The organism is Tropicibacter naphthalenivorans, assembly GCF_900176475.1.
Classification (GTDB): Bacteria; Pseudomonadota; Alphaproteobacteria; order Rhodobacterales; family Rhodobacteraceae; genus Tropicibacter; species Tropicibacter naphthalenivorans.
On record NZ_FWXX01000002.1, the window covers coordinates 82,243 to 103,415 of the forward strand.

The window sequence follows — 21,173 nt, forward strand, 5'->3', positions numbered from 1 at the left end:
GGGTCGACACGGCAAGGGAAGACATCCATGGCAGGCGCGCCTCGGCTTGAAATTCGCAATCTGGTGCGGCGCTTTGACGGCAAAGCGGTGGTGGACGATGTGTCCTTGTCCATCGCGCCGGGGCATGTGACCTGCCTGCTGGGGCCGTCCGGCTGCGGCAAGTCTACAACCCTAAGGATGATTGCCGGGGTCGAGATGCAGGACAGCGGCACGATCCATGTGGATGGCGCGCTGATTTGCGACACGGTGTTTCGCGTCCCGCCAGAGCGCCGCTCGATTGGCCTGATGTTTCAAGACTTTGCGCTGTTTCCGCACCTGTCCGTGGGGGAAAACGTCGCCTTTGGCCTGTCCGGGTCCGGGGCCGAGAAACGCGCGCGGTCCAAGACCCTTCTCGAACGTGTTGGCCTTGCCCATTACATCGACGAATACCCGCACCAGTTGTCCGGGGGCGAACAGCAGCGGGTCGCGCTGGCCCGTGCCCTTGCGCCGAAACCGCGCGTGATGCTGATGGATGAGCCGTTCTCGGGGCTGGATAACCGCCTGCGCGACGGCATCCGTGACGAGACTTTGGACCTGCTCAAGGAAGAGGGCGCAAGCGTTTTGCTGGTGACGCATGAACCCGAAGAGGCCATGCGTATGGCCGATGAAATCGCCCTGATGCGCGGCGGCAAGATCGTCCAGCGCGGCGCGCCCTATAACATCTATAACGCCCCCGCCGACCGCGAGGCTGTGGCTTTCTTTAGCGATATCAATCTGTTGCGCGGCAAAGTTCAGGGCGCTCTGACTGATACGCCCTTTGGCCGGTTCCTCGCGCCGGGGGTGCCGGACGGGGCCGAGGTGGAAATCGTCTTTCGCCCGCAGCATGTCAGCATCGACTTTGATCGCGGGGGCAAAGGCCCGAACCCCACCGTCGCCGCCGGCACGCCCGCGCGTGGCGTGGTGGAACGGGCGCGCTTTATGGGGTCCGAAAGCCTTGTGGAATTCCGCATGGATCACGACCAGCAGACGCTGAAGGCCACCGTGCCAAACGTGTTCCTGCCCAAGCCCGGCACGCCCATGTGGCTGTCGGTGCGCCGCGATCGCTGTTTCGTGTTCCCGGCGAGTTAACCGCTACGCTGCGCCTGCAATCGTTTCAGAATGAACACCCGGATGGACGAGGCAAGGCCCACGTCCTCTTCGCGCGATGCGTCAATTTCTGCCGCTAAGGCATTGATTGGCTTACCTTCTTTCGCAGCGATGTTGCGAAACTCTTTCCAAAACGCATCCTCAAGCGACACCGACGTGCGGTGCCCCTGAAGCGTCAAGGACCGTTTGACCGGACGCCCCGTCATTCGCGTTCGTGCCCGTCGAGGTCGCGCTTGGCCTTGGCGTCCCGCGCCTTGTCCAGATCGCGCTCTGCCTTGGTGCGGCCATGCTTGACGGCGTTCTCATCCGCCTGCTGGCGACGGTCGCCCTTGGCCTTTTGCTTGCGAAATTTGTTAAGGTTTACAACGTTGCTCATGCGGTAATTGTAGCAAATCCGCCGCAACTTTCCACGGGAAAGACGCGCGGAAAATGCGACACCGCACATGAAAAAAAACGCGCCCGGTTGCCCGGACGCGCCTTTGATTGCCGATCGAAAAGGATCAGTCCTTGGGGCCGATCATGTCCTCGGGGCGGACCACGCGGTCAAAGGTTTCCTCGTCCACAAAGCCCAGACCAATCGCCTCTTCCTTGAGGGTGGTGCCGTTCTTGTGCGCAGTCTTGGCGACCTTGGTGGCGTTGTCGTAGCCGATGGTCGGCGCCAGCGCGGTCACCAGCATCAGCGATTCCTTCATCAGCTTGTCGATGCGCGCGGTGTTCGCCTGCGTGCCGACCACCATGTTGTCGGTGAAGGCCGAGGCCGAGTCGCCCAAAAGCTGCATGGATTGCAACACGTTATAGGACATCATCGGGTTGTAGACGTTCAGCTCGAAGTGACCTTGGCTACCTGCCATGCCGACGGCCGCGTCGTTGCCCATCACATGCGCACAGACCATGGTCAGCGCTTCGGCTTGGGTCGGGTTGACCTTGCCCGGCATGATCGACGAGCCCGGCTCGTTTTCCGGCAGGATCAGCTCGCCCAGACCGGAGCGCGGGCCAGAGCCCAGCAGACGCATGTCGTTGGCGATCTTGAACAGCGACGCGGCAACGGTTTTCAGCGCGCCCGAGAACATGACCATCGCGTCATGGGCGGCCAGCGCTTCGAACTTGTTCGGCGCGGTCACAAAGGGCAGGTCGGTGATTTCCGCCATGTTGGCGGCGACCATCTCGGCCCAGCCTTTTTTGGTGTTCAGACCGGTGCCAACGGCGGTGCCGCCCTGCGCCAGCTCGTAGATGTCGCCAAGGCAAGCCTCGACGCGCTCGATGCCCTTGGCCACCTGATGGGCGTAACCGCCGAATTCCTGACCAAGGGTCAGCGGCGTTGCGTCCTGCGTGTGGGTGCGGCCGATCTTAATAATGTCCTTGAATTCCTCGGACTTGGCGGCCAGCGCGCCGTGCAGCTTGCGCAGACCCGGCAGCAGGACGTCACGCGCCTGCATGGCAATCCCCACGTGCATCGCGGTGGGGAAGGTGTCGTTGGACGACTGGCCCATGTTGCAATGATCGTTGGGGTGGACGGGGGTTTTCGAGCCCATGGTGCCGCCCAACATTTCAATCGCGCGGTTCGAGATCACCTCGTTCGCGTTCATGTTGCTTTGCGTGCCGGACCCGGTCTGCCAGACCACCAGCGGGAAGTTGTCGTCGAACTTGCCCTCGATCACTTCGCCAGCGGCGGCGATGATCGCATCGGCCACTTCGGCGTCCATGTTGCCCAGCTCTTTGTTGGCCATGGCGCAGGCTTTTTTCACCACGCCCAGCGCGCGGATGATCGGCACCGGCTGGCGTTCCCAGCCGATGGGGAAGTTCATGATCGAGCGCTGCGTTTGCGCGCCCCAATACTTGTCTGCGGGAACCTCAAGCGGGCCAAAGCTGTCGGTCTCGGTGCGGGTTGCAGTCACGGGAAGTCCCTCCTCGTCAAATCTGGCATTTCTAATACCGGAAAAGCACGCAAAGACAAGGCGGTATACCGTTGGATACCGTTAACATACGATGGAAAATCGTCGCAGTGTGACCGCGTGCTTATTTGCGGAACCGGTCCAGGCTGACAACCTCGGCGTCGCGATGCTCTGGCTCGCCGCCGCCGGGACCATCATCGGGCGCCTCGGGGCCGTCATCCTCGTCGTCGTCATCCTGGCTTTCAAAGCGCAGGCCGAACTCGACGGACGGATCCACAAAGGTCTTGATCGCATCGTAAGGGATATAGAGCCGCTCGGGCGCATCGCCGAAATTCAGCGTGATTCCAAAGCCTTCGTCCGTGACATCCAAGTCGTCGTACCAACGCTGCATGACCACGGTCATTTCCTCGGGGTAGCGGTCGGACAGCCAATCGGCCAGCTCCGCATCCGGGTGCGAGGTGTCGAAGGTGATGAAAAAGTGATGCTCGCCGGGCAAGCCATTCTTTTGCACACCGGTCAGCACTTCTTGGATGAGCCCGCGCATGGCACGGTGCATCAGTTTGCCGTAGTCAATCCCTTCGGACATGTCGTGGTCCTTTATCCTTTGCGCTCAGCATATTGGTTTTGTCGCGGAACGGAAGGGCGGAATTTTCGAGAATTGCAAATGGCCTAAGCGCTTGCTTAATCCTTGGTCACTTGAAGGTGCCGCCGGCCAGCAGCATGTAGGCGGTGTGTTCGGGCAGGGCGCCGACCATTTCAAAGTATCCCATGAGATCGACGTAGTTGTGGGTCGCGGCGATCCGCCCGTCGCGCAGCGTCATAAAAATCGAACAGTCCTGCGGGGCGGTGCGCCCATTGGCAAAGGACGTGACCTGCAAGGTGATGCGAAAGGCGGCGCGGTCGTCTGAGTCTACGAACACATCGTGGATGGTAAAGCCATCCAGCCGCGAAAGCGTGGAGTATTGTTCGATCACCTCACGAAATTCGCGCGGGCCCAGCACGGTGCCGGGGACCATCCCATGGATTTCGGCGTCGGGCTGGTAGATGTCGTCAATCGCATCCAGATCATTGTCGATCCAGATCCGTTGCAGCACGTCGATCATGATCTGTCGAAAGCGGGCATAAGGCGTCATAAGCGCAAAATGCCGCCCAGCGCTTAATAAAGCGTGGACCCAGCCAGATAAGGCGCGGGAGTTTCTCGTCAATTTGAGGGAAAGTGCAGGTTTCTGTTGCCAGGTACCTGCGAACCCCGCCTTACGCGGCTAGGCGCAAGGGCTTAGATTTCGATTCCTCGAACTGCTTACGCAGCCAGAGCAACCGGAGCACGATTGTCGTTTGCAATTGTACTTTGTGAACCGATAACGGTGGTATCTCACCGAGACAAAGCTACATCTTTACGCGTTCGTCGATCCTGTTTCGTCCCCATGATCCCCAAACGAAGGATGATTGGTGGAGACGCCGGGTACCGCCCCCGGGTCCGATCCGTTTATTACATGCGCGTTTATGTCCATAGTCCCCGAAGGAACAGGGTGAATATAGGCGCGCGGGCGGCGGATGCAATGGGGGGCGGGGCGGCTTTGCCTAAAAATTTGTCGCGATCAGCCAGGCGGCGGGCAGGATTTCAAAGGCGGCCCAGATGGCGGCCTTGGGCAGGGGCGGGCGGTCGATGAGGATCGAGGTCACGCGCCCGATCCCGGCACCTGCATAGGCCACCCCCAGCATCCCATAGGCCCAAGGTGCGCCCGTCCATAGGCAGGCAGTGCCCAAGGCGACGAACAATCCGCCCGCCGAGGCGCGCAGCTCTGACAGGCCCATGGTCGAGCCTTCGGTGGCAAAATCCAATGCCTTGGCGGTAAAACGCGGGGCGATCAGGCCGAACAGCCCAAAGCCAATGGTCAAAACGGCCAGTGCGGGATTGATGAGGGAAAGCATGGCGGCCTCTTGCTTGTGTGCCATGCCAATTAGGGCATTTTCGGTACAGGGCCAGTACCGCCCAAGATCGACGCCGAGCGCAAAAGGTTAACCGGGTGTGTATTCTTGACCCCGGTCAACCAAAGCTTGAAATTCGTTAACATTTGAAAAGATTAACAAATTTTCCGTGTCACTTGTGAGTTGACACTAGGTAAACCGGAAACAATACTTGGAATTAGGGGATGGGTGTTTCCAGTTTATTGACAAACGGGGCTTAATAAAGCCGTGCCCAATTCTTGCCACATTGGACTGCGACGCGGGAGTCCAATCAATGTGAATATGGGGCTAAGGAATGGACGCGCGACGCGAAGTCGATCGATTACAACACGTCGAATATGGCGATCTGTTCGAGTTTTGGTTTCGGATGGCCTTGGTTCAGACGTCGGGGCTGGCCCTGTTCTTTTACACCGGCTGGGTGATGTCGCTGATGTGGATCGGCGTCTACGCGGTCACCCATGTGGTCTATTACGGCTGTCTCAAGTATGCCGACCGCTGTCCCAGCTGGGGCGCGGTGCGGCTGGTGTCGGTCAGCTTTTTCGTCATGCTGCTGGCCTATTTCTGGATGCCGGCGTTCTTGATGGTCCAAGAGGACCTGACCTTGCAGATCCCGGCGGCGGCGGCGCTTGGCGGTGCGTTGGTGTTCCTGATCCGTCGTGCGGATACCAGCCTTGCCATGTGCTATCTGGAAATCGCCTCGGTGGGGGTGGCGATCATCGCGGTGGACATCCTCGCGCTGGCGCGGGTGCAGGATATGGCGGCGCGTCTGGTGATGATCTTTACCTCGATGTCGCTGTTTGCCTATTTCGCCAAGGCGATGCTGGCGGCGCGCAAACAACGGCTAGAGGCCGAGCGCGCCGCGCGCCTGTCCCTGCAATCGCAAAAGATGGAGGCGCTGGGGCAGCTTGCGGGCGGTGTTGCGCATGATTTCAACAACATCCTGACGGCGCTGAACGGCAGTCTCGAGCTGTATGATCTGGTCGAAGACCCCGCCGAACGCGCCGATCTGATCCGCAATTGCCGCGAGACCACCGACCGCGCCGGGTCATTGGTGGGTCAGTTGATGTCCTTTGCGCGGCAAAAGACGCTTGCGACCAGTTTGCAGGACGTGTCCGAGGTTCTGCGCAGCACCGCGCAACTGGGGGAGCGGCTCTTGCCCTCTCAGATCAGTTTTCGCACTGTCTGCTCGCATGAGCATATCGTTGCGCAAGTGGACGACGGGCAGCTGATGACCGCCGTGCTCAACCTGATTTCCAACGCGCGTGATGCCATGCCGGGCGGCGGCGAGATCACCATGTCCTGTAGTGCATGGCAGGCGGACAAGCCCTTTGTCGTCGCCGGGGGCAGCACCCTGCCGCCGGGCCGCTACGCCGAGATCAGCGTCGCGGACAATGGCACCGGCATCAACGAAGACGACCTGCCGCGCATCCTTGATCCGTTTTACACCACCAAACCGGATGGCAAGGGCTCTGGCCTTGGGCTGTCGATGGTGTTCGGTTTCGCCAAGCAATCGCAGGGCGGTTTGATCATCGACACCTCTCAGACGGGGACCAAGGTCAGCATCGTCATTCCCTGCGAGCCTGCGATGGCACCTGCGGCCTAAGTTTCGCTTATGTTTAGTTTTACTTAAAAGTTGCGCGTCAATCCGAAATTGTTGCCCGCGCGCGCGGGCGATACCTAGCGTCTCAACAGGCCAGCCGGAGGGGATGGCCAACAGGTTGAGAGGAGCAGGGCCATGACCGAGGCACCCAAGCTGAGCGCCGCCAAGCTGCGCGAGATGGCAAACGCAATCCGTTTTCTGGCGATGGACGCGATTGTGCGCGCGCAGGACGGCCACCCCGGCACCCCCTTGGGCGGCGCGGATATTGTCACGGGGCTGGTGACGCAGCATCTCAAGTACGACCCCAAGAATCCGACATGGCCTGACCGCGACCGCTTTGTGCATTCGGCGGGGCATGGGTCGATGCTGCTTTATGCGATGCTGCACCTTCAGGGCTATGAAAAGCTGGACATCGAGCAGATCAAATCCTTTCGCGTGCTGGGCTCGCACACCGCCGGGCACCCTGAATACGACCCCGAGGCGGGGATCGAGACCACGACCGGCCCGCTGGGCCAAGGCATCACCAACGCCGTGGGCATGGCCATCGCCGAGCAAATCCTGAATGCCGAGTATGGCGACGACATCGTCGACCACCACACCTATGCTTACACCGGCGACGGCTGCCTGATGGAAGGCATCGCCGCCGAGGCCATCGCCATCGCCGGTCACCTGCGTCTGGGCAAGCTGATCTACCTGTGGGATGACAACCGCATGACCGACGACGGCCCGACCGATCAGGCGGTGACCGAGGATCAGGTGGTGCGGTTCGAGAACAACGGCTGGCACGTGCAATCCGTCGACGGTCACGACGCGCAGGCGGTGGCGGATGCCATTGCGCAGGCCAAGGCCGACCCGCGCCCCTCGATGATCGCTTGCCGGACGCTGATCGGCTTTGGCATCCCGCGCATTCAGAACGACCGCGCGGCCCACGGTGGCAAGATTTTCGTCGAAGACACCGATGCGGCGCGTGAAAACCTCGGCTGGACCCATGCGCCGTTCGAGATCCCGCAAGACCTGTACGAGGCGTGGCATCAGGCGGGCGCGCGCGGCGCCGCAGAGCGCGAAGCGTGGGAAGCCCGTTTGGCCGCGCTGCCAGAGGCCAAGCGCGCCGCGTTCCAGCGCCGGTTGAACGGCGATCTGCCGGACGGCTGGCAGGACGCTTTGCAGGGGATCAAGCAGACCCTCGCCACCGACGGTCAGGCCCGCGCGGGCATCAAAGCCTCTGGCGAAGTGCTGTCCACATTGGCAGGGGCCGTCCCCGAGCTGATCTCTGGCGCGCCCGACCTGGAGGCCGCGACCCAGCACAAGCGGCAGCTTGCGCCCTTTACCCGCGACGACCGCACCGGGCGGTACATCCACTACGGCGTGCGCGAATTCGCCATGGGGGCGATCATGAACGGCATGACGGTGCATGGCGGTGTGGTCAGCGTCGGGACCACCTTCCTCGTGTTCAGCGACTACATGCGGCACACGCTGCGGATGGCCGCCTTGATGGGCATTCCGGGGATTTTCGTCTTTAGCCACGACAGCATTGGCATCGGCAAGAACGGCCCGACGCACCAGCCGGTGGAATACCTCGCCTCGCTGCGCGCCTATCCCAACATGTATACGATCCGTCCCGCCGATGGGGCCGAGATGGCCGAAGCGTGGGAAATCGCCATGCAGCGCCGCCAAGGTCCGACCAACATCATCTGCTCGCGTCAGCCGCTGCCCGCTGTGCGCGAAGGTGTGACCGGGGAAAACCTGACGGCGCGCGGCGCCTATGTGCTGGCCGAGGCGACCGGCGCGCGGCAAGCGACTTTGCTTGCTACCGGCTCCGAGGTGGCGATTGCGCTGAAGGCGCGCGAAGCGCTGCAGGCGCAAGGCATTGGTGCGGCGGTTGTGTCCATGCCCTGCTGGGCGGCGTTCGAGGAACAGGACAAAGCCTATCGTGACGCAGTCTTGGGCCGTGGCACCGTGCGCGTCGGGATCGAAGCCGCCGTGCAGTTCGGCTGGGATCGCTACATCGGCGAGGACGGCGCGTTTATCGGCATGACCGGCTTTGGCGCATCGGGGGCGGAAACCGACCTGTACAAGCATTTCGGCATCACCGCCGAGGCGGTTGTGGACGCGGTCAAGGCGCGGCTCTGACCCGCTGGAAACAAAGCCCTGCCATCGAGGCGGGGGCTTTAAACCGGGGCAGGGCTGGTGCTTTTGCGCACCACCAGCTCCACGTCGATCACATCCGGGCAGTGCGCCTTGCGCGCGCTGGGGTCTTCGATCTGGGCCAGCAGACGCTCGGCGGCGCGGGTGCCCAGCGCGGGGCGGTTTTGCCGGATCGTGGTCAGCGGCGGCAGGGTGTATTCGGCCATTTCAATGTCGTCGAACCCCACGACAGAGATGTCCTGCGGCACGCGCAGACCGCCTTGGGTCAGGGTCGCGATCAAGCCGATCGCCACCATGTCAGAGGCGCAGAACACCGCCGTGGGCCGATGGTCCATCGCCAAGATGCGCGCGGCGGCGGCCTGGCCCGAGGCAAGGCTGAAATCGCCGCGAATGATCCATTCGTCCCGCACCGGCAGGTTCAGGCGGCTGCGTTCGGCCAACATGCCCTCGCGGCGCTCGGCGGTCAGCACGTTGCCTTCGGGGCCGGTGACATGGGCGATGTGGCGATGCCCCAGGTCGTACAGATGCTGCACCGCAAGACGCACGCCCGCGCGGTTGTCGCTGCGCACCGAGGGCAGGGGCACATCGGGCGCCCATTCACAGGCAAAAATGATCCGGCTGGCGTAATCGTGCTGGGCAAATTGCGCCATCTGGTCGGGGGTCATGCTGCCATCGAGCGAGATGATTCCGTCGATCCGCGCATCGTTGAAATAGTCCAGCGCGGTGCGGGTGACATCGCCGTGATCGTGGCTGTCGGCGATCAGCACCGAGGTGCCATTGTCCGCCAAGGTTGCGCTGATGCCCGACAGGATCTTCGAGAAAAACGGGTTCCCAAGGTTCGGCGTCAACACAAGAACAGCCCCCGCGCGCCGTGTGCGCAAGGTGCGGGCGGCATGATTCACCCGGTAACCGGTTTGCCGAATCGCGTTCATCACCGCGTCCCGCGTTGGCTGGGCCACTTTGTCGGGGTTGGACAACGCTCGGCTTACGGTTGCGGTGGACACGCCTGCCGCCTTGGCAACGTCTTGAATTTTGGCGGGTTTTTTCAGCATGTCCCGGTGGTCCTTGGGGCAGCGGCCCGAGAGCGCGCCGGATAATTGTTCCCGCAAGTCTAATGTAATCGTTTACAGGCGTCCACCGTGTTGCTAGCGTGTAATCGTTTACAGGCGGCGAGACAGTCGCGGAACACCGGGCGTTGAGGAGCGCTCGAAAGGGAGGAAAAACCATGAAACTACTCAAGACCATGCTGGCGGCCTCGACCGCTTTGACCGTTGCGGGCACCGTCCACGCCGCCGATCTGGAAGTCACCCATTGGTGGACCTCGGGCGGCGAAGCGGCCGCCGTGGGCGAGCTGGCCAAGGCGCTGAACGAGCGCACAGAGCACAAGTGGGTGGACGGCGCGATCGCGGGCTCTGGCAACACCGCGCGCCCGATCATGATCAGCCGCATCACCGGCGGCGATCCCATGGCCGCCACCCAGTTCAACCATGGCCGCCAGGCCGAAGAGCTGGTCGAAGCGGGCATGATGCGCGACCTGACCGACATCGCCGAGGCGAACAAATGGCGCGAGGTCATCAACCCCCCGGCGCTGCTGGACGCTTGCACCGTGGACGGCAAGGTCTATTGCGCGCCGCTGAACATCCACTCGTCGCAGTGGCTGTGGCTGTCCGACGCGGCCTACAAAAAGGCCGGCGTGCCGGTGCCGACCACCTGGACTGAATTCGTGGCCTCGGCGCCTGCGCTGAAAGAGGCCGGGATCACCCCGCTGGCCATGGGCAAGCAGGGCTGGCAGCAGAACCTGGCCTTTAACGCGATGGTCATTTCCCTGATGCCGACCGATGTTTACCTGTCGGTTTTCCAGGACAAGGACGCCGACGCGGCGGCCAGCGCCGAGGTGCTGGAAATCTTCAAGACTGCCGCCATCGCGCGCGATCTGTCCGCCGACAGCAACGTGCAGGACTGGAACCAGGCCACCAACCTTGTGATCACCGGCCAGGCGGGCGGTCAGATCATGGGTGACTGGGCGCAGGGCGAATTCGCCGTGGCAGGGCAAGTTGCGGGGCAGGATTACCACTGCCTGCCGGGTCTGGGCGAGCGTGACGTTCTACTGGCGGGGGGCGATGCCTTTTACTTCCCGGTGCTGGATGACGCGGACAAATCCGCCGCTCAGGGCGAGCTGGCCGCGCTGCTGGTCGACCCGGACGTTCAGGTGGCCTTCAACCTGAAAAAAGGCTCGCTGCCGGTGCGCGGTGATGTCAACCTTGATGCGGCGAACGACTGCATGAAGAAAGGTCTGGAAATCCTTGGCCGCGGCAACGCCGTGCCCGATTGGAACATCCTGATCACCTCTGACACGCGCGCCCAGCTCGAAGACCTGTTCGTCGAGTTCTTTGCCGATAGCTCGATCACCGCCGAAGCGGCGCAAGAGCGCTTTGTCGGTATCATGGAAGACGCCGAGTAAGCGCGCCTGACAGCCCGGCTTGCGCGCGCCGCAGGCCGGGCCCGTTCATCCCGAAAATCTGACCTTTTTCATTCCGGGGGCGCTATGGCCGCTTCACGTCCGAAATCGCTGTTTCGCAATCTGAACGCCAAGATTGCCGCGATTCCGATGATCATCACCGCGCTGGTCGTCTTTACCGGCGGCACGCTTTGGACCGTCGCCTACAGCTTTACCAAGTCCAAGATGCTGCCCAAGTGGAAGTTCGTCGGCTTTGACCAGTACGAACGCCTGTGGGACACGCGGCGTTGGATGGTCTCGATCGAGAACCTGTTCATCTATGGCCTGTGCATGTTGGTGCTCAGCTTTGTGCTGGGCTTTATCCTTGCGGCGCTGATGGATCAGAAAATCCGGTTCGAGAATACCTTTCGCACCATCATCCTGTATCCCTTTGCGCTGTCCTTCATCGTGACGGGGCTGGTGTGGCAATGGCTGCTGAACCCGGATTTGGGCGTGTCGAACGTGGTGCGCGCGCTGGGGTGGGACAGCTTTGCCTTTGACCCGCTGTACAATGCGCAGATCGCCATCTTTGGCGTGGTGATCGCGGGGCTGTGGCAGGGGACGGGCCTTATTATGGTCCTGATGCTGGCGGGCCTGCGCGGCATCGACCAGGACATCTGGAAGGCCTCGCGCGTTGACGGCATCCCGGCGTGGAAGACCTACCTGTTCATCGTCATTCCGATGATGCGCCCGGTCTTCATCACCACGCTGGTGCTGATCGCCTCGGGCATCGTCAAGGTTTACGACCTGATCGTGGCCATGACCGGCGGCGGCCCCGGCGTGTCCACCGAGATGCCTGCGAAATACGTCTATGACTACATGTTCGGCGGCCAGAACCTGGGCCAGGGCTTTGCCGCCTCGACCATGATGCTGCTGGCGGTGCTGATCGTTGTGATCCCCTGGGCGATGCTGGAATTCGGAGGCAAGAAACGTGGCTAATCCTGCAACTTTGAATGCTGCGGGGGCGGCGATGGACGCGGTCAGCGCGCATCTCGACGGCCCCCAAGGCCCCAAGCCGCGCAAGCGCTTTTCGCGCAATAACATCATCATCTACGGCATTCTGGGGATGGTGGCGCTGTATTACCTGCTGCCCTTGTACGTGATGGTGGTCACCTCGCTCAAAGGGATGCCGGAAATCCGCATGGGCAACATCTTTGCCCCGCCGGTGGAAATCACGTTCGAGCCTTGGGTCAAGGCGTGGTCCGAGGCCTGCACCGGCCTGAACTGTGACGGGCTGTCGCGCGGGTTCTGGAACTCTGTGCAGATCACCATCCCGTCGGTGATCGTGTCCATCGCCATCGCAAGCGTCAACGGCTACGCGCTGGCCAACTGGCGGTTCAAGGGCGCGGATGTGTTCTTTGCCATCCTGATCTTTGGCGCGTTCATTCCCTATCAGGTGATGCTGTACCCGCTGGTGATCATGCTGCGCGAGCTGGGTCTGTATGGCTCTCTCTGGGGGCTGGTGATTGTGCACTCTATTTTTGGGATGCCGATCCTGACGCTGCTGTTCCGCAACTATTTCACCTCGCTCCCCGAAGAGCTGTTCAAGGCGGCACGGGTGGACGGCGCGGGCTTTTGGCAGATCTACTTCCAGATCATGCTGCCCATGTCGCTGCCGATCTTTGTTGTGGCGATGATCCTGCAAGTCACTGGAATCTGGAATGATTTCCTGTTCGGCGTGATCTACACCAAGCCCGACCTCTACCCGATGACGGTGCAGCTGAACAACATCGTCAACTCGGTCCAGGGGGTCAAGGAATACAACGTCAACATGGCGGCGACGCTGCTGACCGGGTTGGTCCCCCTCGTGATCTACTTTGTGTCCGGCAAGCTGTTTGTGCGCGGCATTGCTGCTGGCGCCGTAAAAGGATGAGCCACATGAACGCTCAAATGAACTCTGTTGAAATCAAGAACCTTGACCTGCATTTCGGCGCGGTCAAAGTCTTGCAAGACCTGAACCTGACCATCGGGCAGGGGGAATTCCTCGTGCTCTTGGGCTCTTCGGGCTGTGGCAAGTCGACCTTGCTGAACTGCATTGCCGGGCTGCTGGACGTGACCGCCGGGCAGATCCACATCGGCGGCAAGAACGTCACCTGGGCCGAGCCGTCCGATCGCGGCATTGGCATGGTGTTCCAAAGCTACGCTTTGTACCCGCAGATGACGGTCGAGGGGAACCTGTCCTTTGGCCTGAAAAACGCCAAGGTCCCCAAGGATGAGATCGCCAAGCGGGTCGCCCGCGCCGCCGAGGTCTTGCAGATCGAGCCGTTGCTGAAACGCAAACCGGCGGCTCTGTCTGGCGGGCAGCGGCAGCGGGTCGCCATCGGGCGGGCGCTGGTCCGTGACGTGGATGTGTTCCTGTTCGACGAGCCGCTGTCCAATCTTGATGCCAAGCTGCGCGCCGATCTGCGGGTCGAGATCAAGCAGCTGCACCAGACGCTGGGCAACACGATGATCTACGTCACCCACGACCAGATCGAAGCCATGACGCTGGCCGACCGCATCGCCATCATGAAGGGCGGGCGGGTGATGCAGCTGGACAGCCCGTCCGAGATCTACAACCGCCCGCGCAACCTGTATGTGGCGGAATTCATTGGCTCTCCGACGATGAACATGGTCGACGGCGCGCTGGCCGCGACGCAATTTTCCAGCCCCTTGGGCGAGATTTCGGTGGAGGGCTACGCCTTTGACGGCGGCGCGCCAGATGCGACCCCCGCCGTGCTGGGCATCCGGCCCGAACACATCGCCTCTGGCGCGGCGGCGGCGCAAATGCCGATCCGTCTGGACAGCACAGTCGAGCTGGTCGAGCCGCTGGGATCAGACACTCTGGCGCGGGTCAATGCCAACGGCGCGCCGTTCTGGGTGCGTCTGGACGGGCAGGCCACGCTGCGCCCCGGCGACGCGCTGCCCATCGGGTTTGACCCCGCCCGCATCCATCTTTTTGACAAAGCAAGCGAAGAGCGGCTGTGACCGCCCAACCAACAGGATCCATCATGGACGTTTCATTCCAACTTTACTCGGCACGCGAGGCGACCCCTTGGGAAGACGTGATCGCCAAGCTCGCCGCCCTCGGCTACACGCAGGTCGAAGGCTTTGGCGGTGTCTACACCGACCCGGCCGCCTTTCGCGCGCTGCTGGACCAGCACGGGCTGACCATGCCTTCGGGGCATTTCTTTCCCATCGGCAATTTCGAAGAGACACTGGATCAGACGCTGGCCACGGCCAAGATTTTGGGCATGAACCGTATTTTCTGCCCCGCGCCCGAGGATCTGTGGCGCGACGGCACCGATGCGGCCAACTGGATTGCGCTGGCAAAGCGCCTGCATGAGGCCGGGAAAAAGGTGAACGACGCAGGGTTTGCCTTTGGCTGGCACAACCACCATTGGGAATTCATGCCGCTGCCCGGTGGCGAAATCGCCATGGACCTGATCCTGGAACACGCGCCCAACATTGACTGGGAAATGGACGTGGCTTGGGTGGTGCGCGGCGGGGCCGATCCGCTGAAATGGATCAAGGCCCATGCCGACCGCATCACCACCGCCCACGTCAAGGACATCGCCGCGCAGGGTGAGTGCGCGGACGAGGACGGCTGGGCCGACGTGGGCCACGGCACCATGGATTGGAAGGCGATCATGACCGCTTTGCGCGAGGTTGGTGTTGATCTGTTCGTCGCCGAGCATGACAAACCCAGCGATTGCGACCGTTTTGCGCGGCGCTCGATTGAGACGATCAAGGGGCTGTAACTTATGAAAACCTACGGAATTGGTGTGATCGGCTGCGGCAACATCTCTGCCGCCTACATGAAACTTGCGCCGCTTTTCAAAGGCTTGGAAATGCGGGCCTGCGCCGATGTGAACATGGACGCCGCAAAGGCGCGCGCCGAGGAATTCGGCCTGCGCGCCTGCACGGTGGACGAACTGCTCGCCAGCGATGACATCGACATCGTCGTCAACCTGACCATCCCGGCGGCGCATTTCGAGGTCTCGAAACGCATCCTCGAAGCCGGCAAGCACAGCTACTCGGAAAAACCCTTCGTCCTGACGCTGGAAGAGGGCGAGGCGCTGCGCGCGCTGGCAGCTGAAAAGGGGCTGCGCGTCGGCTCTGCCCCCGACACCTTCATGGGCGGGGCGCACCAACTGGCGCGCGCCATCATCGACGAAGGCAAGGCGGGTCCGATCGTCGGCGGCACCTGCCACGTGCTGTCCTTTGGGATGGAACATTGGCACCCGAACCCGGACTTCTTCTTTCAGCCGGGCGGTGGCCCTGTGCTGGACCTCGGGCCGTATTACATCACCAACCTCGTTCAACTGATCGGCCCGATCAAGGCGGTCGCCGCCATGACCGGCAAGGGACGCGCCACGCGCACCATTTCCAACGGGCCGCGCAATGGCGAAGAGATCCCGGTGGACACGCCCACCAATATCCACGCGCTGCTGGAGTTTGAAAACGGCGCAATTGTCACGCTGGGCGCAAGCTGGGACGTCAAAGCGCATCGCCATGAAAACATGGAGCTTTATGGGCTTGATGGCTCTGTCTACGTGCCCGATCCGAACTTCTTCGGCGGTGCGGTGCAGTTCGCCACGCCGGACGGGGCCGAGGATGTGGCAGAGCGCGGCCATCCGTTCAGCGTCAACAATATGGAGGACGGGCGCGGCACGCCCCGGGCCAACTATCGTTGCGCGGGTCTGGCCGATATGGCCGCCGCCATCGACGAAGGCCGCCCGCATCGCTGTAGCCAAGAACTGGCGACCCATGTGGTCGAGGTCATGACCGCGATCCTGCAAGCGGGCGAGGACCGCGCTTGGGTGAGTATGAAAACCACCTGCGAGCGGCCAGAGGCTCTGGGCCCGGACGCCGCGCAGGCGATGCTGGCGTGATGCGGTCGGTCCTCGACATTTACGATCTGGCGGAGGGCAGGGCGCAGACCTTGCTCGCCGTCGAGAGCCATATCGAAGCGCCGAATTGGGCGCCTTCGGGGGACCATCTGATCGTGAATGGCGAGGGGCGGCTGTTTCGCGTGCCTCTGGTCGCGCCAGAGCTTCAGCCGATCGAGGTGACGGGGGTAAAGTGGCTCAACAATGACCACGGCATTTCGCCCGATGGAGAGACGTTGGTGGTCTCGGACAGCCCGGCGCGCGGCACCTCGCTGATCTACACGTTGCCCAAGGCGGGGGGCGTGCCTGTGCAAGTCACGCCGCTGGCCCCCAGTTGGTGGCACGGCTGGTCCCCCGATGGCGCGCGGCTGGCCTATACTTGCATGCGGGGCGGCCAGTTCGGGATCGCCACCTGCGCGCTTGATGGCGGGGACGAGCAGGTCTTGGTCACCAGCGCGCACCACTACGACGGGCCGGACTACACGCCGGATGGCGCGTGGATCTGGTTCAACTCGGACCGGGGCGGGGCGATGGACCTGTGGCGGATGCACCCGAATGGCACCGGGCTGGAGCAGATGACGGAGGACGCGCGCGTCAATTGGTTCCCGCACCCCAGCCCCGACGGGCGGCACGTGGTCTATCTGACCTACGCGCCGGGGACCGACGGGCACCCGGCAGAGCGCGACGTGGACCTGCGCCTGATCGACCTGACTACAGGCGAGACGCGCGTCCTGACAGAGGTTTTCGGCGGCCAAGGCACCTTGAACGTGCCGTGCTGGTCGCCCGATGGGAAACGATTTGCCTACATGCGCTATGCGCAAGGTTAACGGAGGAAAGACATGGCGGGTTTGATCAAAGGACCGGCGCTGTTTCTGGCGCAATTCGCAGGCGACGATGCGCCCTTTAACAGTCTGGAAAACATCACGAAATGGGCAGCGGGCCTTGGCTATAAGGGCGTGCAGATCCCGACCTTTGACGCGCGTCTGTTCGATCTGGACAAGGCCGCCGACAGTCAGACCTATTGCGACGAGATCAAGGGGATCTGCGCCGATGCGGGCGTCGAGATCACCGAGCTGTCGACCCATCTGCAAGGGCAGTTGGTCGCGGTGAACCCGGCCTATGATCTGGCGTTTGACGCCTTTGCTCCGGCTGAGGTCCACGGCAAGCCCGACGCACGGCAGGCCTGGGCGGTGGACCAGGTGAAAAAGGCCGCCGTGGCCTCGCGCCGTCTGGGCCTGAATACGACCGTGAGCTTTACCGGATCGCTGGCCTTTCCCTACCTTTACCCGTGGCCGCAGCGCCCCGCCGGGCTGATCGAAGAAGCCTTTGCCGAACTCGCCCGCCGCTGGGTGCCGATTTTCGATCATTACGAGGAAAACGGCGTCGATATTGGCTTTGAAATTCACCCGGGCGAGGATGTCTTTGACGGTGCGTCGTGGGAAATGTTCCTCGATGCCTGCAAAGATCATACCCGTTGCCGGATCAATTACGACCCCTCGCATTTCCTGCTGCAAGGCATGGATTATTTGCAGTTCATCGACATCTACCACGAAAGAATTTGCGCCTATCACGTAAAAGACGCCGAGTTTAATCCCGATGGTCGCCAAGGCGTTTATTCCGGTTACCAATCATGGGTCAATCGTGCGGGCCGTTTCCGCAGCCTTGGCGACGGGCAAGTGGATTTCTCGGGCATCTTCTCGAAACTCGCGCAATATGGCTATGACAGCTGGGCGGTTTTGGAATGGGAATGCTGTTTGAAATCCCCCGAACAAGGGGCCGCAGAAGGTGCGCCGTTCATTTCCCGGCATATCATCGAAGTCACGGATAAAGCCTTTGACGATTTTGCCGGGGCGGAAACCGATCAGGCGCAAATCAAAGCCATGTTGGGGTTGAAATAATGCGGTTGAAACTGGGCATGGTTGGCGGCGGGCAGGGCGCCTTTATTGGCGGGGTCCACCGCATCGCCGCGCGCATCGACGGACAGTGGGATCTGGTCGCTGGCGCGCTGTCGTCTGACCCGGTCAGGGCGCGGGCCTCGGGGGCGGAACTGGGGCTTGATCCGGCGCGCTGCTACGACGATTTCGCCGCCATGGCGCAGGCCGAGGCAGCGCGCCCCGACGGCATCGACGCGGTGGCCATCGTCACGCCGAACCACATGCACGCCGCCCCCGCGATCGCCTTTCTGGACGCGGGAATCCACGTGATTTGCGACAAGCCGCTGGCCGCCAGCATGGAGGACGCGCGCGCCATCGCCGCCGCCGTCGCGCGCAGCGGCAAGCAGTTCATCCTGACCCACAACTACACCGGCTATCCCCTGATGCGCCAAGCGCGCGAGATGATCGCGCGCGGCGATCTGGGCACGCTGCGGGTGGTGCAGGTGGAATACGCCCAAGACTGGCTGGCCGAAGAAACCCATAATAAACAAGCCGATTGGCGCACCGATCCGGCGCGTTCGGGCGCGGGGGGCTGTGTCGGGGACATTGGCACCCATGCCTATAACCTCGCCTGTTTCGTGACAGGCCGCGAGGCGCAGAGCCTTGCCGCCGATCTTGACGCCTTTGTCCCCGGACGGCAGGTGGATGACAATGTGCACGTGATGCTGCGCTTTGACGGCGGCGCCAAGGGGATGCTCTGGGCCTCTCAGGTGGCGGTGGGCAATGAGAACGCGCTGCGCCTGCGGGTCTATGGCACCAAGGGCGGCATCGAATGGGCGCAGGAAAATCCCAACCAGATGACCTTTACCCGCTTTGGCGAGGCGAAACAGATCCTCACGCGGGGCGGCGCGGGCGCAACAGAGGCGGGCCTTGCCGGGGTGCGCATCCCTCCGGGCCATCCCGAAGGCTACCTCGAAGGCTTTGCAACGCTCTACGCCGATGCCGCAGCGCGCATTCGCGGGGCCAAAGCCGAGGCGTTGCAAGGCATTGACGAAGGCCTCAGCGGAATGCGCTTTATCAAGGCCTGTATTGCGTCTTCGCAAAACAACGGGGCTTGGACGGAATTGGGATAAATCCAACTGCCGCGCCCCAGTTGGCGCGGCCTTTTATCGGTTTACTCGTGGCCCGCCCTACGCTACTGCTCCCCCTTAGGTTTATGGGAGGTTGGGCTTCATGCGTTTCGATTTTTTGGGCTATGATCTGAGCATCGTCTACGGGCTTTTCGACGCGGACTTGGAAAACGGGCTTTCGGTCACGGACCAAGGCGTCGTGGTGACCGTGCCCATCGGATCCATCCCCGGTCTACACGAGGGCACAATCACCCTGACCGGCGACACCCTTGATTTCGAGGCCGGGACAGGGACGATCACCGGGGCCGAATTCCGATCTTATGGCATTGTCCAAGCTGAATTCTCTGACATCGCTTGGCCGGTTGCGGATGTTGTGGCCATGCTGTCCGAACCCACGGTGGCCGACAAGCAAAGCGCGCTGGCGGGCCTGATCAACACATCCGCGTCGGTGATCATGGTTGCCTCTGCGGCGACAGGCTTTTTCCATCAACATAATCTGATTATCGACTTCCAAGATCAGATCACCGTGCCGATGACCCTTGACGGGTCGCCTGTGGGCAACGTGCTGATCGGAACATTTCTCGATGACAGGATTGCCTTTACCGGCGCGGCGACCACGTCGGATGTGCACTGGGACGCACTCAATACCGTCAGTGCGACACCGGGGTCTGATACCATCACTCTTGCGCCGGGGTATTACGCGGGGCTGTCGCTGCGGTATGATCGCTTTGTGGAAGGTCTGACCATGGATGTGGACGGGCAGACCGGCGATGGAACGGTCATAACCACGATGGGCACCGACACGATCAGTGGCTTGCACCACGTCCTTGCCACCTCAGACCTGATTTTGTCGGGCTCGCAAGGCGATGACACGATCCGTGTGACCGGGGCGGGTGATGGCCACGTCTTTATCAACGGCGACGGCGGCTCTGACCGGTTCGAGCTGACGCTGGATGGGGTTCTGGGGCTGTCCTACGGATGGGCGCGGGCGGGCACCTCGACCGGGATCGACCTTGACCTGAGCACAGGGCAGGTGGCGGACAACGGGTTTGGCGGGCAGGACACCATCGTGCAAACCCCCGGCAGCGGCTATCTGATTGTCGAAGGCAGCGAAGCCGCGGACCGCATGATCGGGGACGATTTCGACAACCTTCTGGCCGGGATGGACGCCGACGATACGATCCAAGGCGGGCGGGGCAATGACTCGCTCTACGGCGGGTTGGGTGACGACGATCTGCACGGGCAAACGGGGCAGGACGACCTGTTTGGCTATGACGGCAACGACAGGCTACGCGGCGGCACCAAAAGCGATTACCTCGACGGCGGGAATGGCGACGACAGCCTGGCAGGGCAGCGCCACGGCGACACGCTGCACGGCGGGTCCGGGGCCGATACGCTTAAGGGGGGCGGCGGCAGTGACTACATGAACGGCGGCGATGGGGACGATTTCCTAAAGGGCGGCACCTATCAGGACACGCTGTATGGCAGCTACGGCAACGATACGCTGACCGCCAACCGCCACGACGATTATCTCGATGGTGGCGAAGGCGACGACCTCTTGCTGGGCGGCGGCGGAGAGGACACGCTGTTCGGCAACTGGTGGAACGATACGCTCAAAGGTGGGGCGGATGCCGACCTGTTCCTGTTTGACGACAGTTACGGCTCGGACGTGATCCTTGATTTCAACGCGGCGGATGGGGATCGGATCGGGCTGACCTTTGGGCTGGCGAATGCGCGCGAGCTGTCGCAGATCGCCGCCGATATGCAGGTCATGGACCGCGGCACGCTGCTGAGCTTTAACGAAAACGTCGAGGTGTTCCTGACTGGCGTGGTGGATCTGGACGCCGCCGCGCTGAGTGATACGCTGGTCTACTGGACCCCCGAGGGGGATATTTCGTTCTAAAGCCGCGCCGCGCGGGCCAGCCTAGAGCGGCCAAAGCTTTTGCGCGAGGGCGCGCGCCGGGCGTCACGCATGGCATTGCCTTTCAGGTCATTTCCCGAAATGCTGCAAGGGCGGGGGACACGGGTTGACCGTGCCGCCCGGCCTGGGGCGCGCCGTTCCGGCGCGCTT

The 21,173-nt window shown here is 62.3% G+C and carries 20 protein-coding genes and 1 other RNA gene; 13 read left to right on the forward strand and 8 right to left on the reverse strand.

Features of this window, described 5'->3' with window-relative positions; translation table 11 throughout:
- Nucleotides 1–27 precede the first annotated feature (27 nt).
- Nucleotides 28–1,107, forward strand: coding sequence for an ABC transporter ATP-binding protein (locus B9A11_RS04745; RefSeq protein WP_058247023.1), 1,080 nt, complete (start codon nt 28–30; stop codon nt 1,105–1,107).
- Here B9A11_RS04745 and B9A11_RS04750 read toward each other — a convergent pair.
- The 7 genes from B9A11_RS04750 to B9A11_RS04780 form a co-directional block, all read right to left on the reverse strand.
- Nucleotides 1,104–1,331, reverse strand: a complete 228-nt coding sequence (locus B9A11_RS04750; protein ID WP_058247022.1) for a ribbon-helix-helix domain-containing protein — start codon at nt 1,329–1,331, stop codon at nt 1,104–1,106. The two genes, B9A11_RS04745 and B9A11_RS04750, sit on opposite strands and share 4 nt — an antisense overlap.
- Nucleotides 1,328–1,501, reverse strand: a complete 174-nt coding sequence (locus B9A11_RS04755; protein WP_058247021.1) for a DUF4169 family protein — start codon at nt 1,499–1,501, stop codon at nt 1,328–1,330. The genes B9A11_RS04750 and B9A11_RS04755 overlap by 4 nt, the downstream gene beginning before the upstream one ends.
- Nucleotides 1,502–1,625: 124 nt before the next feature.
- The gene (gene fumC / locus B9A11_RS04760) at nt 1,626–3,020 is read right to left on the reverse strand and encodes a class II fumarate hydratase (RefSeq protein WP_058247020.1); all 1,395 of its coding nucleotides are present in this window, start codon (nt 3,018–3,020) and stop codon (nt 1,626–1,628) included.
- A gap of 121 nt (nt 3,021–3,141) precedes the next feature.
- Nucleotides 3,142–3,603, reverse strand: a complete 462-nt coding sequence (locus B9A11_RS04765) for an SspB family protein (RefSeq protein WP_058247019.1) — start codon at nt 3,601–3,603, stop codon at nt 3,142–3,144.
- A 106-nt stretch (nt 3,604–3,709) separates the two neighbouring features.
- Nucleotides 3,710–4,150, reverse strand: a complete 441-nt coding sequence (locus B9A11_RS04770) for a nuclear transport factor 2 family protein (protein WP_058247018.1) — start codon at nt 4,148–4,150, stop codon at nt 3,710–3,712.
- A gap of 82 nt (nt 4,151–4,232) precedes the next feature.
- Nucleotides 4,233–4,581: a transfer-messenger RNA gene (gene ssrA, locus B9A11_RS04775) on the reverse strand.
- Nucleotides 4,582–4,598: 17 nt separating this feature from the next.
- Nucleotides 4,599–4,949 carry a DUF4345 family protein gene (locus B9A11_RS04780; protein ID WP_058247142.1) on the reverse strand — a complete coding sequence of 117 codons (351 nt, stop codon included), beginning with the start codon at nt 4,947–4,949 and terminating at the stop codon, nt 4,599–4,601.
- Nucleotides 4,950–5,280: 331 nt separating this feature from the next.
- On the opposite strand from B9A11_RS04780, the gene B9A11_RS04785 reads away from it, so the two are divergent.
- A complete protein-coding gene (locus B9A11_RS04785; RefSeq protein WP_058247017.1) occupies nt 5,281–6,588 on the forward strand; it encodes a sensor histidine kinase in 1,308 nt (435 codons plus the stop codon).
- Nucleotides 6,589–6,720: 132 nt separating this feature from the next.
- On the forward strand, nt 6,721–8,715 hold the full coding sequence (gene tkt / locus B9A11_RS04790; protein WP_143595800.1) for a transketolase: 1,995 nt from the start codon (nt 6,721–6,723) through the stop codon (nt 8,713–8,715).
- 38 nt (nt 8,716–8,753) lie between these two features.
- Here tkt and B9A11_RS04795 read toward each other — a convergent pair whose 3' ends face one another.
- Nucleotides 8,754–9,782: a LacI family DNA-binding transcriptional regulator gene (locus B9A11_RS04795; protein ID WP_058247016.1), complete on the reverse strand. Its 1,029-nt coding sequence runs from the start codon at nt 9,780–9,782 to the stop codon at nt 8,754–8,756.
- A gap of 173 nt (nt 9,783–9,955) precedes the next feature.
- On the opposite strand from B9A11_RS04795, the gene B9A11_RS04800 reads away from it, so the two are divergent.
- The 10 genes from B9A11_RS04800 (at nt 9,956) to B9A11_RS04845 (ending at nt 21,005) form a co-directional block, all read left to right on the forward strand.
- Nucleotides 9,956–11,191, forward strand: coding sequence for an ABC transporter substrate-binding protein (locus B9A11_RS04800; protein WP_058247015.1), 1,236 nt, complete (start codon nt 9,956–9,958; stop codon nt 11,189–11,191).
- A gap of 84 nt (nt 11,192–11,275) precedes the next feature.
- A complete protein-coding gene (locus B9A11_RS04805; RefSeq protein WP_058247014.1) occupies nt 11,276–12,166 on the forward strand; it encodes a carbohydrate ABC transporter permease in 891 nt (296 codons plus the stop codon).
- 31 nt (nt 12,167–12,197) lie between these two features.
- A complete protein-coding gene (locus B9A11_RS04810) occupies nt 12,198–13,100 on the forward strand; it encodes a carbohydrate ABC transporter permease (protein WP_058247013.1) in 903 nt (300 codons plus the stop codon).
- Between the two features lie 5 nt (nt 13,101–13,105).
- Nucleotides 13,106–14,194, forward strand: coding sequence for an ABC transporter ATP-binding protein (locus B9A11_RS04815; protein ID WP_058247012.1), 1,089 nt, complete (start codon nt 13,106–13,108; stop codon nt 14,192–14,194).
- Nucleotides 14,195–14,217: 23 nt separating this feature from the next.
- Entirely contained in the window at nt 14,218–14,967 is a 750-nt protein-coding gene (locus tag B9A11_RS04820; protein ID WP_058247011.1) for a sugar phosphate isomerase/epimerase family protein, read from the forward strand.
- A gap of 3 nt (nt 14,968–14,970) precedes the next feature.
- Nucleotides 14,971–16,101 (forward strand): Gfo/Idh/MocA family protein, encoded by a 1,131-nt coding sequence (locus B9A11_RS04825; protein WP_058247010.1) that lies wholly within the window; start codon nt 14,971–14,973, stop codon nt 16,099–16,101.
- Entirely contained in the window at nt 16,101–16,925 is an 825-nt protein-coding gene (locus tag B9A11_RS04830) for a TolB family protein (RefSeq protein ID WP_058247009.1), read from the forward strand. The genes B9A11_RS04825 and B9A11_RS04830 overlap by 1 nt, the downstream gene beginning before the upstream one ends.
- A 12-nt stretch (nt 16,926–16,937) precedes the next feature.
- Nucleotides 16,938–17,996 (forward strand): sugar phosphate isomerase/epimerase family protein, encoded by a 1,059-nt coding sequence (locus B9A11_RS04835; protein WP_058247008.1) that lies wholly within the window; start codon nt 16,938–16,940, stop codon nt 17,994–17,996.
- Nucleotides 17,996–19,105 (forward strand): Gfo/Idh/MocA family protein, encoded by a 1,110-nt coding sequence (locus B9A11_RS04840; RefSeq protein WP_058247007.1) that lies wholly within the window; start codon nt 17,996–17,998, stop codon nt 19,103–19,105. Before B9A11_RS04835 ends, B9A11_RS04840 begins: the two co-directional genes overlap by 1 nt.
- Before the next feature lie 100 nt (nt 19,106–19,205).
- Nucleotides 19,206–21,005: a calcium-binding protein gene (locus B9A11_RS04845; RefSeq protein ID WP_058247006.1), complete on the forward strand. Its 1,800-nt coding sequence runs from the start codon at nt 19,206–19,208 to the stop codon at nt 21,003–21,005.
- Nucleotides 21,006–21,173: the final 168 nt, after the last annotated feature.